This window comes from Flavobacterium sp. GNP008 (assembly GCF_056428965.1).
Genome location: NZ_JBWJVL010000001.1, coordinates 1,123,097 through 1,139,451 on the forward strand (window position 1 = coordinate 1,123,097; position 16,355 = coordinate 1,139,451).

Annotated in this window: 10 protein-coding genes; 5 read left to right on the forward strand and 5 right to left on the reverse strand. The window is 36.4% G+C overall.

Annotated features, from left to right (window positions below; genetic code table 11):
• Nucleotides 1-41: 41 nt before the first annotated feature.
• From kbl to AC0608_RS05045, 3 genes are all read left to right on the forward strand, one after another.
• Nucleotides 42-1,235 (forward strand): glycine C-acetyltransferase, encoded by a 1,194-nt coding sequence (gene kbl, locus AC0608_RS05035; protein WP_417989774.1) that lies wholly within the window; start codon nucleotides 42-44, stop codon nucleotides 1,233-1,235.
• Nucleotides 1,236-1,347: 112 nt separating this feature from the next.
• Nucleotides 1,348-2,781 (forward strand): OmpA family protein, encoded by a 1,434-nt coding sequence (locus AC0608_RS05040; protein ID WP_417959208.1) that lies wholly within the window; start codon nucleotides 1,348-1,350, stop codon nucleotides 2,779-2,781.
• A 64-nt stretch (nucleotides 2,782-2,845) separates the two neighbouring features.
• Nucleotides 2,846-5,611, forward strand: a complete 2,766-nt coding sequence (locus AC0608_RS05045; RefSeq protein ID WP_478288327.1) for a PD-(D/E)XK nuclease family protein — start codon at nucleotides 2,846-2,848, stop codon at nucleotides 5,609-5,611.
• Here the strand turns inward: AC0608_RS05045 and AC0608_RS05050 are convergent.
• Nucleotides 5,608-6,390 (reverse strand): alpha/beta fold hydrolase, encoded by a 783-nt coding sequence (locus AC0608_RS05050; RefSeq protein ID WP_417989777.1) that lies wholly within the window; start codon nucleotides 6,388-6,390, stop codon nucleotides 5,608-5,610. The two genes, AC0608_RS05045 and AC0608_RS05050, sit on opposite strands and share 4 nt — an antisense overlap.
• Before the next feature lie 106 nt (nucleotides 6,391-6,496).
• Here AC0608_RS05050 and AC0608_RS05055 point away from each other — a divergent pair, with 106 nt between their 5' ends.
• The gene (locus tag AC0608_RS05055; RefSeq protein WP_417959212.1) at nucleotides 6,497-7,735 is read left to right on the forward strand and encodes an AbiH family protein; all 1,239 of its coding nucleotides are present in this window, start codon (nucleotides 6,497-6,499) and stop codon (nucleotides 7,733-7,735) included.
• A gap of 36 nt (nucleotides 7,736-7,771) precedes the next feature.
• On the opposite strand, the gene AC0608_RS05060 is transcribed toward AC0608_RS05055, so the two are convergent.
• Nucleotides 7,772-8,572: a TIGR00266 family protein gene (locus AC0608_RS05060; protein WP_478288328.1), complete on the reverse strand. Its 801-nt coding sequence runs from the start codon at nucleotides 8,570-8,572 to the stop codon at nucleotides 7,772-7,774.
• Between the two features lie 392 nt (nucleotides 8,573-8,964).
• Entirely contained in the window at nucleotides 8,965-10,257 is a 1,293-nt protein-coding gene (locus AC0608_RS05065) for an aminopeptidase P family protein (RefSeq protein WP_478288329.1), read from the reverse strand.
• 205 nt (nucleotides 10,258-10,462) lie between these two features.
• Here AC0608_RS05065 and AC0608_RS05070 point away from each other — a divergent pair, with 205 nt between their 5' ends.
• Nucleotides 10,463-13,300 (forward strand): WD40/YVTN/BNR-like repeat-containing protein, encoded by a 2,838-nt coding sequence (locus tag AC0608_RS05070; protein WP_478288330.1) that lies wholly within the window; start codon nucleotides 10,463-10,465, stop codon nucleotides 13,298-13,300.
• Between the two features lie 73 nt (nucleotides 13,301-13,373).
• Here the strand turns inward: AC0608_RS05070 and aceA are convergent, their stop codons facing one another.
• Nucleotides 13,374-14,654 (reverse strand): isocitrate lyase, encoded by a 1,281-nt coding sequence (gene aceA / locus AC0608_RS05075; RefSeq protein WP_478288331.1) that lies wholly within the window; start codon nucleotides 14,652-14,654, stop codon nucleotides 13,374-13,376.
• A gap of 39 nt (nucleotides 14,655-14,693) precedes the next feature.
• A complete protein-coding gene (gene aceB, locus AC0608_RS05080) occupies nucleotides 14,694-16,295 on the reverse strand; it encodes a malate synthase A (protein ID WP_478288332.1) in 1,602 nt (533 codons plus the stop codon).
• Nucleotides 16,296-16,355 lie beyond the last annotated feature (60 nt).

Here is a 16,355-nt window from a genome sequence, read left to right on the forward strand (position 1 = left end):
AGAGAACGAATCAAATTATAGCATAAACAAATAAAGAAAAAATGTACGGAAAAATCAAAGAATACTTAGAGTCAGAATTGCAAACTATTGAAGACAATGGAATTTTCAAAAAAGAAAGAATCATTACTTCACCACAAGGTGCAGAAATCACAATATCGACAGGAGAAACGGTTTTGAATTTTTGTGCTAATAATTATCTTGGATTGTCATCCCATCCCGAAGTGATTCAGGCTGCAAAAGACGCTTTGGACACCCATGGTTTCGGAATGTCATCGGTTCGGTTTATTTGTGGAACTCAGGATATTCATAAAACTTTAGAAAAAAAGATAGCAGAATTCTATGGTACCGAAGATACGATTCTTTACGCAGCGGCTTTTGATGCGAATGGAGGTGTTTTTGAACCATTATTAGGAGAAAACGATGCGATAATTTCAGATAGTTTGAATCACGCTTCTATCATAGATGGTGTTCGTTTGTGCAAAGCGGCACGGTATCGTTATGAAAACAGCAACATGGATGATTTGGAGCAACAACTGATTAAGGCTACGGAAGCTGGAGCACGTTTCAAATTAATAGTTACCGATGGTGTTTTCTCTATGGATGGAGTAGTAGCGCCGTTAGATAAAATTTGTGATTTAGCGGATAAGTATGATGCGATGGTCATGGTTGATGAATGTCATGCCGCTGGATTCATTGGTGCAACCGGAAAAGGAACTCTCGAAGCCAAAGGAGTGCTGGGTCGAGTTGATATTATTACAGGAACATTAGGAAAAGCACTTGGTGGGGCAATGGGTGGATATACCACAGCCAAAAAAGAAATCATTGAAATATTGCGTCAAAGATCCAGACCGTATTTGTTTTCAAATTCATTGGCACCGGCCATTGTTGGGGCCTCCATAAAAGTTTTTGAGATATTAGAGCGAGATACTGTTTTACGAGATAAATTGGAATGGAATACTAATTATTTCAAAGCGGGAATGAAAAAAGCTGGTTTTGATATTATTGATGGTGATTCTGCAATAGTTCCAGTAATGCTATATGATGCAAAATTATCACAAGAAATGTCAAATGAATTGTTAAAAAAAGGGATTTTTGTAGTAGGCTTTTTTTTCCCGGTGGTCCCTAAAGATAAGGCTAGAATCAGAGTTCAACTCTCTGCTGCTCACACAACAGCGCATTTAGATCAGGCAATAAATGCATTTATTGCGGTTGGAAGAATGTTAAATGTTGTATAATTCCCACTTTTCACTCAGTTTATAAGTTTTTTTTAACATTTCATTTTGTAGTTTAAAATTTACGTACTACTTTTGTTTCTAATTAACTAAATTGTAATTAAAAAAATTAAGTATGAAACATCTTAACAAAATTTTAGTTGCTGTGATGATGGTGATGGGTTTAAGCTCTCACGCACAAGACAGTAACAATCCATGGGCTATCTCTTTTGGAGTTAATGCCGTTGACACTAGAACTAGTGCTGGGGGAGGAAGAAATTGGGCAGACCGCCATTTTTCTCAACCATTTGACGTTAAAAACAATTGGAATGTTCTTCCTTCAGTATCATACCTTAGTGTATCTAGATATGTAGGGGATAATTTCTCATTCGGACTTTCTGGTTCGGTTAACAAAATTGATAAGTATGTGAGATTTGCTCCAAATGCTGTTGGTCATGATTCTCGTGGATATGTTGTTTCTAATCCTGGAGATTTAATGTATTACGGTGTGGATGCAACTATCAAGTACAGTTTTATGAGCTTGATTAATTCAAAAATAATTGATCCGTCTTTATCTGTTGGTGGAGGTTACACTTTCTTTGGCGATAGCAGTTACGGAACTTTAAATCCAGGTGCTGGTTTAACATTATGGTTTACTGAAAATGTTGGACTAGAACTTTCTACAAGATATAAAAAATCTTTTGGAGATAGAGAAGATGCAGCTGGTGTTCCAGATGCACCATCACATTTTCAACATTCAGCAGGTCTTATCTTCAAATTTGGTGGAAAAGATACTGATGGCGACGGAATTTATGATAAAGATGATGCTTGTCCTGAAGTTGCAGGTTTAAAAGAATTCAATGGTTGTCCTGATACTGATGGAGATGGAATTCAAGATAGTGCTGACGAATGTCCAAATGATTTTGGATTAGCTGCATTAAACGGATGTCCTGATACAGATGGAGATGGAGTAGCTGATAAAAATGATGCTTGTCCTACTGTTTTTGGTCTTGCTGCATTAAATGGTTGTCCAGATGCTGACGGAGATGGAATCGCTGATAAAGATGACAAATGTCCTACAGTTGCAGGTCCTAAAGAAAATGGCGGATGTCCATGGCCAGATACTGATGGAGATGGTGTTTTAGATAAAGATGACGATTGTCCTACTGTAGCTGGTCCAGCTAGCAACAGAGGATGTCCTGAAGTAACTACTGAAGCTTTAGACAATCTTAAAATTCAAGCTAGAGCAATCTATTTTAATTCAGGTAAAGCTACTTTCAAAGTTGGAGATGTTCCAGCTAGATTAGATGCAATGGCAAACATCCTTAAAAATTATCCTAATGCTAAATTCAGTGTAGAAGGACATACAGATAGTGATGGTTCAGATGCTTTCAATCAAAAACTTTCTGAAGATAGAGCTAACGTTGTTAGAGATGCTTTGTTAGAAAGAGGTATTAAAGCTGAGAATTTAAACGCTATTGGTTTTGGTGAAGGAACTCCGGTTGAAACAAACAAAACTGCTGCTGGTAAAGCAAAAAATAGAAGAACAGAAGTTATTTTGCAAAAATAATTTTCTTCAAAATTTTTTTAGAAAACGCCTCGATTTATCGGGGCGTTTTTTTTATTTTTATAAAATGACAAATATTTCTTTTTTAGATAAAATAGCTTCGGTTTTAATTGAAAATTATTTAGAGAATCTTTCGAATACCATTGTAGTTTTACCAAATAAACGAGCCAAAATATTTCTGATTGAAGCGTTGAGAAATCAAGTTAGCACTAATATTCTTTCTCCAGAAATTATAAGTATTGAAGATTTTGTTCAAAACATAGCTGGTATCCGAGCTATAGATCCTATAGAATTATTATTTGAATTCTACGATGTTTATTTGTCTATTACTGATAAAGCAAACCAACAATCCTTTGAATTGTTTGCCAATTGGGCCAAAACACTATTACAGGACTTCAATGAAATAGACCGCTATTTATTAGAACCACTTCATGTTCTTTCGTATTTGAAGGATATTGAAGATATCAAAAAATGGGGAATTGAAGTCGAAAATAAAACTGCTTTGTTAGAGAAATATATTGATTTTTGGAAGTTACTTCCTAATTATTATCAATCCCTTTATACTCATTTACTGAACAAAGGAATCGGATATCAAGGGCTTATTTATCGGGAAGCCGTAAAAAATATGGATCATTTTATAGATTCTGTCAAAGACAAACAATTTGTCTTTGCCGGTTTTAATGCGTTGAATGCTGCCGAAGAAAAAATAATCCAGCATCTTATCGCTTCTGATCAGGCCAAAATATATTGGGATGTAGACCAAACCTTTCTAAACGATCCGTATCACGATGCAGGACTGTTTGTACGCCGTTTCAAAGAAACCTGGAAGCATTACAAACAGCATCCGTTTGAGTGGATTGTAGATGATTTTTCACAGACTAAAAACATTCAGGTAATTGGTACACCCAAAACAATTGGTCAGGCCAAAATAGCAGGAAGTATCATTGAAAATGTCATCAATACAAATCCGGAAGGGAAACTTGATAAAGTGGCGATTGTTCTTGGTGAAGAAAATCTTTTGGTTCCGCTTTTGTATTCATTGCCGTCAACTGTTGGGGCTTTGAATATAACGATGGGGTATTCGAGCAAGAACAATCCAGCACAGATTTTGATTGCTAAATTATTCAAAATGCATACGAATGCATTGTCTAGAAATGCCAAAAGCTATGTGTTGTATTACAAAGATGTTTTGGATATTTTGACGCATCCTTTGGTGGAGCCGTATGCAAGTACGAATGTATTAGTTAAAATCATTAATCAAAATAATTACACATTTATCACCCATCATAAATTGATGGAATTGAATGCAATTCCAAGCGAGTTGTTTCTGTTGCTATTTCAAAAATGGGAAAATGGTTCTATTCCGGTATTAGAAACGATTTCTACATTATTGCAAACGATAAAAAAAAATTTAAGCAACGATAACGAAGAAGAAAAAGTTACGAAGTCTTTTGTTTTTGCCATTTTTAAAGTAATTAATAAACTAATTAATTATTATTCGAAGCATGAACACATTGATAAAATAGAAACACTTTATGCGATTTACAAACAAGTAATTGATTTGGCAGAAGTTTCTTTTGAAGGCGAACCGTTGAATGGTTTGCAGATTATGGGCGTGTTAGAAAGTCGTGTTTTGGATTTTGATACCGTTATTGTCACTTCAATGAATGAAGGGAAAATCCCGGCGGGGAAATCACAAAATTCCTTTATTCCATATGATGTGAAACGCGAATTAGGATTGCCGACTTTCAAAGAAAAAGACGCTATTTATACCTATCATTTCTATCATTTATTACAACGCGCCAAAAACATCTACTTGCTTTATAATACCGAAAGTGAAGGTTTAGACGCGGGAGAAAAAAGCCGATTCATAACCCAATTGGAAGTCGAAAAGCAAAAAAATCATACACTAACGCACGAAATCTACAATGCAGTTTTACCAGAAACGGCGTATCGACCGATGGTAATTCCAAAATCCGAAAGTGTGATGGTACGATTGAAAGAGATTGCTGAAAAAGGTTTTTCGCCATCGGCATTGACGAGTTATATCCGAAATCCGATTCAGTTTTATTTCCAGAAGATTTTGCGCATCAGTGAAGTCGAAGAAGTCGAAGAAAATATTGCCTTGAATACGCTGGGAACGATTATTCACGAAACGTTGAAGGTTTTATACGAACCATTTATTGATAAATTTATTTCGGAAAGTGCTATTTTAAAGTGTTTCAAACAAATTGACGCTGAGGTTTTGAAGCAATTCAAATTGGTGTACAAAGAAGGCGAAATCAAAAAAGGAAGAAATTTATTGGCGTTTGAAGTCGCCAAACGTAATGTTTCGAATTTCTTGAAAGTCGAACTGGAAAGTATTAAGAGCGGCGATGCGATAAAAATTCTAGCTTTGGAACAAACATTTGAACGTACTTTAAATCATCCTAATTTACCTTTTCCGGTACTGATAAGAGGAAATGTAGACCGAATTGAAGAGCGTAACGGAATCATTCGAATTATCGATTACAAAACGGGTAAAGTAGAGAAAGCAAGTGTCACGTTGAAATCTTGGAAAGGACTGACTGAAGATATTAAAAGCGATAAAATTATCCAGGTACTAGCGTATGCTTACATGTATGAGCATGAAGCTAAAGGTAAGCCAATTGAAGCGGGAATTATTTCTTTTAAGAATTTAAAAGCAGGTTTTCTTCCGTTTAATTTTAAAGAAGAGAAAGAAATAAATGCAATTATAAATGAAGAAATTTTGAGTAATTATTTAGAACAAATGGTTCTTTTATTAAGCGAAATTTTAGACGAGAATATGCCTTTTGAAGAGAAAATAATTTAGATGCTTTTAAAAAAAGCCAACAATACAATCAATAATTGGTCCTGGTTTTCAATATGACTCATGTGTCCGTCCGGAAAAGTCACCAGTTTTACTGCAGTGTTTTCTATCTGTTCTTTGGTTTCTTCGTAATTTAAAACAGGATCTTTTTCGCCCAGAATTAATAATTTTGGATAGGGTGTAAGGTGCAACAACACTTCCCGATCGTGTCTTATTTTCATTCCTTCCAGTGACGCAACGATTCCTTGCAGCGGTGTTTTTAAAGCTTCTTTTTTTACGCTTTCAATTTCTGATGAAAGTCGTTCTCTGTTAGATTCGCTGAATAAATTAGCGATAGAAAGTGAAACAAAATTCATAAAAGATTGTTTTACCGCTTTAATGGCTCTGTCCCGATTTACTTTTCTTTCGGCGCTGTCGGCTCTAGCCGTTGAGTTTAATAAAACCAATCCTTTTATGGTGTCAGGATACAATTCGGCGAAAGCCAAAGCAACATAGCCGCCCATAGAATGCCCGACAAAAATGGCTTTCCGGATGCGCAATTCCGATAAAACTGCGTGAACGGCATCGGCATTATCTTCCATCGTTTGCACGTAACTCAAACATTCCGTTTCGCCATGTCCCAATAAATCAATAGTAATGACGCGATTTTTTTTAGCAAACTCCGGAATATAATAATCCCACATGCCTTTGTTTTCCAAGAAACCATGAAGCAAGACAATAGCGGTTCCTTTCCCGGTATCGGAATAGGAGATGTTAGTGTTTTTAAAGAGAATTTGTTTCAAAATGGAAATTTAGTCTACAAAAGTAGCATTTTATTTTTTTAACTATTTAAGAAATATAAGTTCCTGTAAGCAATTCCTGTAAACAATTTTATTAAAAATAGTATATTTGAGAAAAGCATTTATAATTATGAACAGACTAGTTATTATTGGAAACGGATTTGATTTAGCGCATGGATTGCCGACTTCTTATAAAGATTTTATTAATGATTATTGGAAGAATGTATGTGACACTAAAGGAACTAAAACTATAATAAACAAGAACGATGAGTTTGTTACGATTATATGCAAGTTTGGATACTCGTATAATTCATCTGAATATAACGCTATTGATGACTTAAAATCTTATGAAGAATTAAAGAATTTTATAGGAAGAAATACACAAAATAATTCTGGTGAATTTGGTATGGAATTTAAAAATTTATTTTTTAAAAAAATTTCCGAAGATTCAATTCAAAATTGGGTTGATATAGAAAATGAATATTATAAACTTTTAAAAGAGTGTGTCAAACAAAATAATAATTCTAAAATAATTAAATTAAATAAAGAATTTGAACAAGTTAAAGGTCTACTAGAAAAGTATTTACTTAAAAATGTAGAAGATAAATATGATTTTTCAAAAGATTCAGTTGAAGAATTTGTTGAGATTTTCAACAAATGTTATTATGAAAAATATGAGCTTGAAAAATTCTTAACGGAATTGTCCAATAAAGATGTTCAAGTTATCAAAGATAGATTTGATAAATTTGAAAAAGAATTTCTTTCGCCTGGAGATATTCCGAAACAAGGACTTTTTAAAGATGAACTAAGTTTAGAGACCTACTTTCTATGTTTTAATTATACAACTACGGTTTTTAATTACTCAAAATTATTGGGTTTGGATCTTGATTCACTTAATGAAATTCATGGAAGATTAGATGATAAAAGTAATCCAATTAACTTTGGTTTTGGAGATGAAATGGATAAACAGTATCAAGAAATTGAAGAGAAAGATGATAATGAATATTTAAAAAATATTAAATCTTTTCAATACTTACATACGTCAAATTATAAAAGACTTTTGGATTTAATTGATAGCGATATTTATCAAGTATACATTATGGGACATTCTTGTGGGTTATCGGATAGAACATTATTGAATACTGTTTTTGAACATAATAACTGTCGCTCCATAAAAATTTTTTATCATGAAACAAAAGATGAACATGGTAAAATTGTCAAGGATAATTATACAGAAATTACTCAAAATATTTCAAGGCACTTTAACAAGAAGAAATTAATGAGAGAAAAAATTGTAAACAAAACACTTTGTCAACCTTTACCACAAATTCAGCTTCCTTTAAAATAAAAAACGGCTTCCATTTCTGAAAGCCATTTTAATTATTTAAAATCGTCTATCTCCATCAAGTAAACTTCCTAATCCGCCTAATAAACTGCCTTCGTCGCGGCTGTTTCCGCCAGCTCTTGGTGAAGATGCTATGATTCTGTCCGCAAGTCGGCTGAAAGGCAAGGATTGTACATAAACCGTTCCTGGACCGCGAAGTGTGGCGTAAAATAATCCTTCGCCACCAAAAATAGAATTCTTGATGCCGCCAATAAACTCAATATCATAATCGACATCTTTGGTAAAACCTACGATGCAACCGGTGTCGACTTTTAGGATTTGACCTGCGGCTAATTCTTTTTTGGCTAATGTTCCGCCGGTATGCACAAAGGCCAGACCGTCGCCTTCAATTTTCTGCATGATGAAACCTTCACCGCCAAACAATCCGCGACCGAGTTTTTTTGAGAATTCAATCCCCACAGAAACGCCTTTGGCAGCGCAGAGAAAGGCGTCTTTCTGACAAATGAATTTTCCGTCAAATTGCGTCAAGTCAATTGGGATTATTTTCCCAGGATAAGGCGATGCGAATGAAACTTTGCTTTTGGTATTATTCTGATTGATGAACGCCGTCATAAAAAGACTTTCGCCTGTCAATACTCTTTTTCCGGCGCTTAAAAGTTTACCGAACAATCCGTTTTCCTGCCCGGAACCGTCTCCAAAAATGGTTTCCATTTGGATATTATTGTCCATCATCATAAAACTTCCTGCCTCGGCAATTACAATTTCCTGTGGGTCTAATTCTATTTCCACATATTGCATTTCCTCGCCGTAAATGTGGTAGTCTATTTCGTGTGCTTGCATGATTTCTGTGTTTTAAGTTTTTATTTAAAAATTTTTACATTAAGGAATTAAGTTTTATTAAGAATCTGAGCTTAATTTTCTTAATTTTTTTTTGATTCAAATTACATATTGTATATGTTTTAAAAAATAGTTGTTGTTTTAAATAAGTCGGAAGGGTGATTATAAAGTTACAGCTTTACCATGAATTTTGGAATTCGTGTTTTGGAATTACAGATTTTCTCGTTGTAGCGCGCAAGGGATAATAGTGGAAAGCCCACAGTCTTGTCTTTTTGACGAGACGAGGACTTGCAGCGAATAGCCCGACGCAGCCGGAGTTTACGGACGCTGGGTTGCGCCCAAAAAAAAATCGGTTCACATTGCTGTAAACCGATTTGGTTGTATGTTTTATGGAACTAACTGTTCATTAATTCTTCGATTTCGTCCACTTCAATTGGGATGTTGCGCATCATGTTGAATGGTTCGCCGCTTTCTTGAACGATAATGTTGTCCTCCAGACGGATTCCGAAACCTTCAGCAGGGATGTAAATTCCAGGCTCTACGGTGAACACCATTTTGGCTTGCATGGGCTCGGTCAGGATTCCGTAATCGTGCGTGTCTAATCCCATGTGGTGCGATGTTCCGTGCATGAAATATTTTTTATATGCAGGCCATTCTGGCTTTTCATTTTGTACGTCGGCTTTGTCAATAAGACCCAAACCTAGTAATTCTGAAGTCATTAATTTCCCCACTTCGATATGGTATTGTTTCCAAAGTGTTCCTGTTGTCAGCATTTTGGTTGCTTCATTTTTTACACGTAAAACGGCATTGTACACTTCTTTTTGTCTTTTGGTATACGTTCCTGAAACTGGAATTGTTCGGGTCATGTCACTGGAATAGTTGGCATATTCGGCTGCTACATCCAGTAAAATTAAATCACCGGCTTTGCATTGTTGGTTGTTTTCGATGTAGTGCAACACATTGGCATTGTTCCCGGAAGCGATAATTGGCGTGTAGGCAAAACCTCTGGAACGGTTCCGAACAAATTCGTGAATCAACTCGGCTTCGATTTCGTATTCGGTTACGTTTGGTTTCACAAAAGGTAATAATCTTCTAAAACCAAGTTCCGTAATAGTACAGGCTTTTTGGATTAAATCCAATTCTTCAGTTTCTTTTACAGAACGAAGGCGTTGTAATATTGGATTACTTTTTGCAACAGCATGTGCCGGATATTTCTCTTTCCACCATTTTACAAAACGGGCTTCACGCGTTTCAGTTTCTACAGTAGCGCGATAATGCTCGTTGGTATTGATGTAAATGGTATCCGCATGCGTCATCATTTCGAATAAAACTTTTTCAAATTCCTGTAGCCAATACACAGTTCTGATACCTGTTACTTCAAAAGCACGCTCTTTAGTTAGTTTTTCACCTTCCCAAATGGCAATGTGTTCGCTGGTTTCTTTCAAGAAAACCATTTCTCTTTGGTGCTCGTATGGCGCATCCGGGAAAAGCAATAAAATGCTTTCTTCCTGATCGACTCCGCTCAAATAAAAGATGTCACGGTGTTGTGCAAATGGCAAGGTACTATCTGCAGAAACGGGATAAATATCATTAGAATTGAAAATGGCAACGCTGTTTGGCTTCATCTGAGCCATAAACTTTGCTCTGTTTTTTATAAATAAATCTCGGTCAATTTGATGGTATTTCATGTGTTGATTTTTATGGGTCAAGTGTTATTCGCAGAGCGCTAGTGTTGGTTTTGAAATCGTTTCTCGCTACGCTCATTTGATAACAATTCGGTTGTTATATTGAATATTCAAAAATAGTAACTTTGAGAGAAACGGATGTTAATTACACTATAAAATTTTCAGATAACTATTTTTATGATTAATTTTCCAATTCAAATCAATTTACATGAAAAAAATAGTACTCTTTTCGGCCCTTATTCTACAAAGCATCTCTTGGGGACAAGTTTCTACTGAAGCAATTCAGCAAGCCTTGGAAGTCAAAAAAACAATGGAGAAACAATCTCTTTTTCAGCATGTTGCTTTCGAAAATGTGGGACCAACGGTGATGAGTGGCAGAGTGGTGGATGTAGATGTAAATCCGGAAAATCCTACTGAGTTTTATGTGGGTTATGCTTCGGGCGGACTTTGGTACACGAATAATAACGGAATGAGTTTTTCGCCGGTTATGGATGCGGCGCCTACGCAAAATGTAGGTGATATCGCGATAGACTGGAAACGAGGAACGATTTGGGTAGGAACTGGGGAAGTAAATTCGTCTCGATCTTCTTACGCCGGAATTGGAGTTTTGAAATCAGATGACAAAGGAAAGACTTGGCAAAATATGGGATTGCACGACAGCCATCACATCAGCAGAATTCTGATAAATCCATCAAATACTGAGGAGGTTGTAGTGGGCGCAGTGGGTCATTTGTATTCTAAAAATGAAGAACGAGGAATTTACAAAACGACAAATGGCGGAAAAACGTGGAATAAAACCCTTTATATAGACGATGAAACCGGAATTATAGATGTGGCTGTTTCGCCAAAAAACTTCAAGGTTCAATTTGCGGCTTCTTGGAGTAAAGACAGGAAAGCGTGGGATTTTATAGGGAGCGGCGCTACTTCGGGGATTTATAAAAGTGAAGATGCGGGATTGACATGGAAACTTTTTTCGACTGCCGAAAGCGGATTTCCTGTTGGCGAAGGTGTTGGGAGAATTGGTTTAGCGGTGTATGATGATAATCACGTGTACGCTATTTTGGATAACCAATTTAAAAGACCGTTAGGAACCCAAAAAAGTAATTCGTTACCGGCTGCATTTTCTGTGCCGGGAGATGAATTCTTGAAATTACCCAATAAAAGTTTGAATTCTATTTTAAAGAATTATGGATTAACCGAAAAATATAGAGCCGAAAATATCAAACACTGGGTTCAAAACGGATATTTGCAACCGAATGAAGCTGCCAAAGTAGTTTTGGATGCAATAAATAGTTTAGCGGAAACAGAAGTTATTGGAGCTGAAGTATACAAATCAAGTAACGGAGGAAAAAACTGGACGAAGACCCATCAAGATTTTATTGATGATTTCTTTTATTCATACGGGTATTATTTCAGTGTTATTTCTGTTGATCCAAACGATGTCAATAAAATTTATTTATCGGGTGTGCCCATTATAAAATCAAATGATGGCGGAAAAACATTCACCTCCATAAGCGAAGAGAATGTTCACGCAGATCATCACGTAGTTTGGGTGAACCCAAATAAATCCGGGCATTTAATTAATGGAAATGACGGCGGATTGAATATTTCGTATGATGATGGAGTGCATTGGGTAAAAAGTAATTCACATTCAGTAAGTCAGTTTTATGCGGTGAATGTCGATGAGCAGGAACCGTATAATATCTATGGCGGGATGCAAGATAACGGGGTTTGGGTTGGACCAAGTGATTATAAATACTCTTCAGAATGGTATCAAACCGGAAAATATCCGTACGAAAATTTGATGGGAGGAGACGGAATGCAAACTCAAATCGACAAAAGGAATTCTAATATTGTTTTTACAGGGTTTCAATTTGGAAATTATTACCGAATTGATCGCGCCAATAACAAACGGGAGTATGTTTCGCCAAAGCCAAAAAAGGACGAAAAACCATTTCGATTCAATTGGCAAACGCCTATTTTGTTGTCTTCGCACAACCAAGATATTTTATACATGGGATCTAATTTCTTGCATAGATCGATGAATCAAGGACAAACGTGGACTACTATTTCGCCTGATTTGACGCAAGGAGTGAAAGAAGGCAATGTCGCTTTTGGAACACTTGCTGTTGTTAGTGAAAGCCCATTGCAGTTTGGTTTGCTTTATACCGGAAGTGATGATGGATTAATTCATGTTTCGAAAGATGGCGGTGCGACTTGGAACAAAATTTCCGGAAATTTACCTCAAAACCGATGGATTTCCAGAGTTGTAGCTTCGGCACACAAGAAAGAAAGAGTGTATGCGACTTTAAACGGCTATCGAAATGATGATTTCACCAGTTATGTGTACGTGTCAGATGATTTTGGTCAAACCTGGAAAAATATAGCCAATAATGTGCCAGCAAGTCCAGTAAATGTAATTGTGGAAGATAATGTCAACGAGAATGTTTTGTATCTGGGAACGGATAACGGATTGTATGTTTCGTTAAATAAAGGAACGAGCTGGGATGATTTTTCTAGCGGAATTCCAAATGTGGCCGTTCACGATGCTGTGATTCAAAAGAAAGCAAAAGATTTAGTGGTGGGAACTCATGGTCGTTCTATTTATAAAGTCAATTTGGATCAACTGCAACAATTGAATGATAAAATTATAGCAGAAAATCTTCATGTTTTTGAACTTAAAAAGATAAAAAAATCAAGAGAATGGGGCAACAGCTGGAGTTCTTGGGCTAAGGCTTCAGAACCAAAAGCAGAGATTTGGTATTATTCGAATGAGGAATCGGAGGTGCTTTTACAAATTGAAAACAGCTTCAAAGAAGTCGTTTATTCTCAGAAAGTGAAAGCCGTAAAAGGATTGAATAAGCAGGTTTATGATCTTTCGATAACGAAAGCAACAGCGGATAATTGGAAAAAGAAAGATAAAAAATTAAAATTAGAACCAGCTAAAAATGGTAAATTTTACCTTCCGGTTTCAGTCAATACAATCAGTATTCAAAAAGGAAAACAGAAAGTCGTTACGGATCTTGAAATTATAGAATCAAAATAAAGACTCATTCTTACTTTTAAAATAAAAACACGATTCCATCTGAAATCGTGTTTTTTTATGGTGGCTATTTTGTTTAAAACTGCGCTACTTCTGTAGAATCTTTCATTGCAGTGGTAGAAGATTTTCCAATGGTTACCGTGTTTTGTACCGCATCAAAATAAGAAGTCCCTACGAAGCCTTGGTGTTTTACGGCTTTGAAACCGTGCTTTTGCAAAGCAAATTCTCTTTCCTGTAATTCAGAATAGCCAGCCATTCCTCTTTCTTTGTAGGCTTTAGACAATTCGAACATGCTGGTGTTCAATGCGTGGAATCCGGCTAAAGTGATGAATTGGAATTTGTATCCCATTGCAGCGAGATCCTCTCGGAATGTTTCCATTTCGGCAACGGATAATTTGGCAGCCCAGTTGAAAGAAGGTGAACAGTTGTACGCCAACATTTTTCCTGGGAATTTTGCATGAATTCCTTCGGCAAATTTTCTTGCGTAATCAAGATCCGGATTGCTGGTTTCCATCCAAATTAAATCAGCATAAGGCGCATAACTCAATCCTCTGTCAATTCCTTGTTCTACACCACAATTTACATAGAAAAAGCCTTCACCTGTTTTTTCACCCGTGATGAATTTTGCATCTCTTGGGTCAATATCGCTAGTTAGCAAGTTGGCCGCATCTGCATCGGTGCGAGCAACAATAAGTGTTGGTGTTCCCATTACATCAGCTGCTAAGCGTGCTGCAATTAATTTATTGATGGCTTCTTGTGTAGGAACCAAAACTTTTCCACCTAAGTGACCGCATTTTTTGGCAGAACTCAATTGATCTTCAAAGTGAACTCCGGCAGCCCCCGCTTCAATCATCGCTTTCATTAATTCGAAAGCATTCAGGTTTCCTCCAAAACCGGCTTCGGCATCTGCAACGATAGGAACCAGATATTCTTTTTTGTCAGCGGTTCCGTTAACCACTTGTATTTGGTCTGCTCTCAATAGCGCATTGTTGATGCGTTTTACTACTAAAGGTACGCTGTTAGCAGGATATAAAGATTGGTCAGGATACATTTCGCCGGCTACATTTGCGTCAGCAGCTACCTGCCAACCGCTCAAATAAATCGCATCTAATCCTGCTTCTACTTCTTGAATGGCTTGATTTCCGGTTAGCGCGCCAAGTCCGGCTACAAAATCCTGAGCATTTAGTTTATTCCATAAAGTATTGGCTCCAATTCTGGCAACACTATGTTCTATTTGATAAGAACCTTGCAATTTCACCACTTCTTCAGCAGTGTAAGGTCGCTCAATGCCATTCCATCTTGGGTTCGTAATCCAGTCAGTAACTAATTCTTGAATTCTTGTTTCTGTAGTTTTCATTTTTTTTTGGTTGTTTGTTAATAGATATTGCAATTTTTTTTAAATGTATTTGTAACCGGGAATGGTCAAAAACTCGATAAAATTGTCGTTTACGACCAGAATGTCTAATAATTGCTCCGCCAGTCTGTATTTATTTTTTTCATGATTTTCGTTTCCAACAAGCTTTCTGATTTTCTCAAATTCTTCCATCGCCAGTCGGTGATAGTACTTTTCATTCAACACTTTTTGATTGTCTAAAATCACTTCGTTTTGTAACCATTGCCACAATTGAGATCTCGAAATCTCTGCAGTAGCGGCATCTTCCATTAAATTATGTAATGCTGCTGCGCCTTGTCCGTTGAGCCATGAAGCGATATATAAAACGGTAATGCTGATGTTTTTCCGAACGCCTTCTTCAGTAATAGTACCTTTTGGAGTTTCGAGTAAATCGCTTTCAGTAACGTGTACGTCTTCTCTTTTTACATGAATCTGATTTTTAGTCGGCATGTTTTTATCGAATACTGTCATGGCAAGCGAAACTAAATCCGGATGCGCAACCCAAGTGCCATCATGACCATTTTTAACTTCCCGTTCCTTATCGGCTATTACTTTGTCGAAAGCTATTTTGTTGGCTTCTTCGTTGTTTTTTATCGGAATTTGTGCTGCCATTCCCCCAATTGCGTGTATGTTGCGTTTGTGGCATCGTTGAATCACCAATTGGGAATACGCACTCATAAATGGCGCAGTCATCGTCACTTGATCTCTGTTTGGAACAATATAAGCGGGATTTTTTCTTAGTTTTTTGATGTACGAGAAGATGTAATCCCATCGTCCACAATTAAGACCTACAATATGATCTTTTAATTCAAAAATGATTTCATCCAATTGAAAACTGGCAGTTATGGTTTCGATTAAAACCGTGGCTTTGAATGTCCCATTTTTTACGCCTAAATATTCCTGTGTGAATTCGAAAACTTCATTCCACCATCTCGCTTCCAGATAATGTTCCAGTTTTGGAATGTAAAAATAGGGAGCTGATCCGTCTTCAATAAGTTGCTTGTAATTGTGAAAAGCATACAACCCAAAGTCAATTAGCGATCCCGAAGTTTGTTCTCCGTCAATCAAAATATTTTTCTCTTGTAAATGCAATCCTCTTGGACGAACTATCAGTACGGCAGTTTGGTCATTTAGGCTGTATTTTTTATTTTTTACGGTGTCTTCAACAGTGATAGTTTTATTCACGGCGTCTTTCAAATTTTGTTGACCCGTCATTAAGTTGCTCCAAGTAGGAGAAGTGCTGTCTTCAAAATCAGCCATGAACGTTTTTGCTCCGGAGTTTAATGCGTTAATCACCATTTTTCGATCGACTGGCCCCGTTATTTCGACTCTTCGATCTAATAAATTTTCTGGCGTTGTCGTTGCCTCCCAATTACTTTCTCGGATGCTTTTTGTTTCAGAAGGAAAAGTTGGTAACGCGCCTGCATCAAATAATTGCTGTTGATTTTTTCTTTCGTCTAATAGAAAAAGTCTTTTATCATTGAATCTGTGGTGCAATTCCGTTATTAAATCAGTAGCGGCATCCGTCAAAATTGCTGGATAATACTCTTTAGTTTCATTGGAAAACTGTAACGATTTTTTGGCTTTTTCAATACTATCTTTCATGGTTAAAATATTTTACATGACAATGTTACAAAAAGTTTTTTACAAAACAAGCGAACGTAC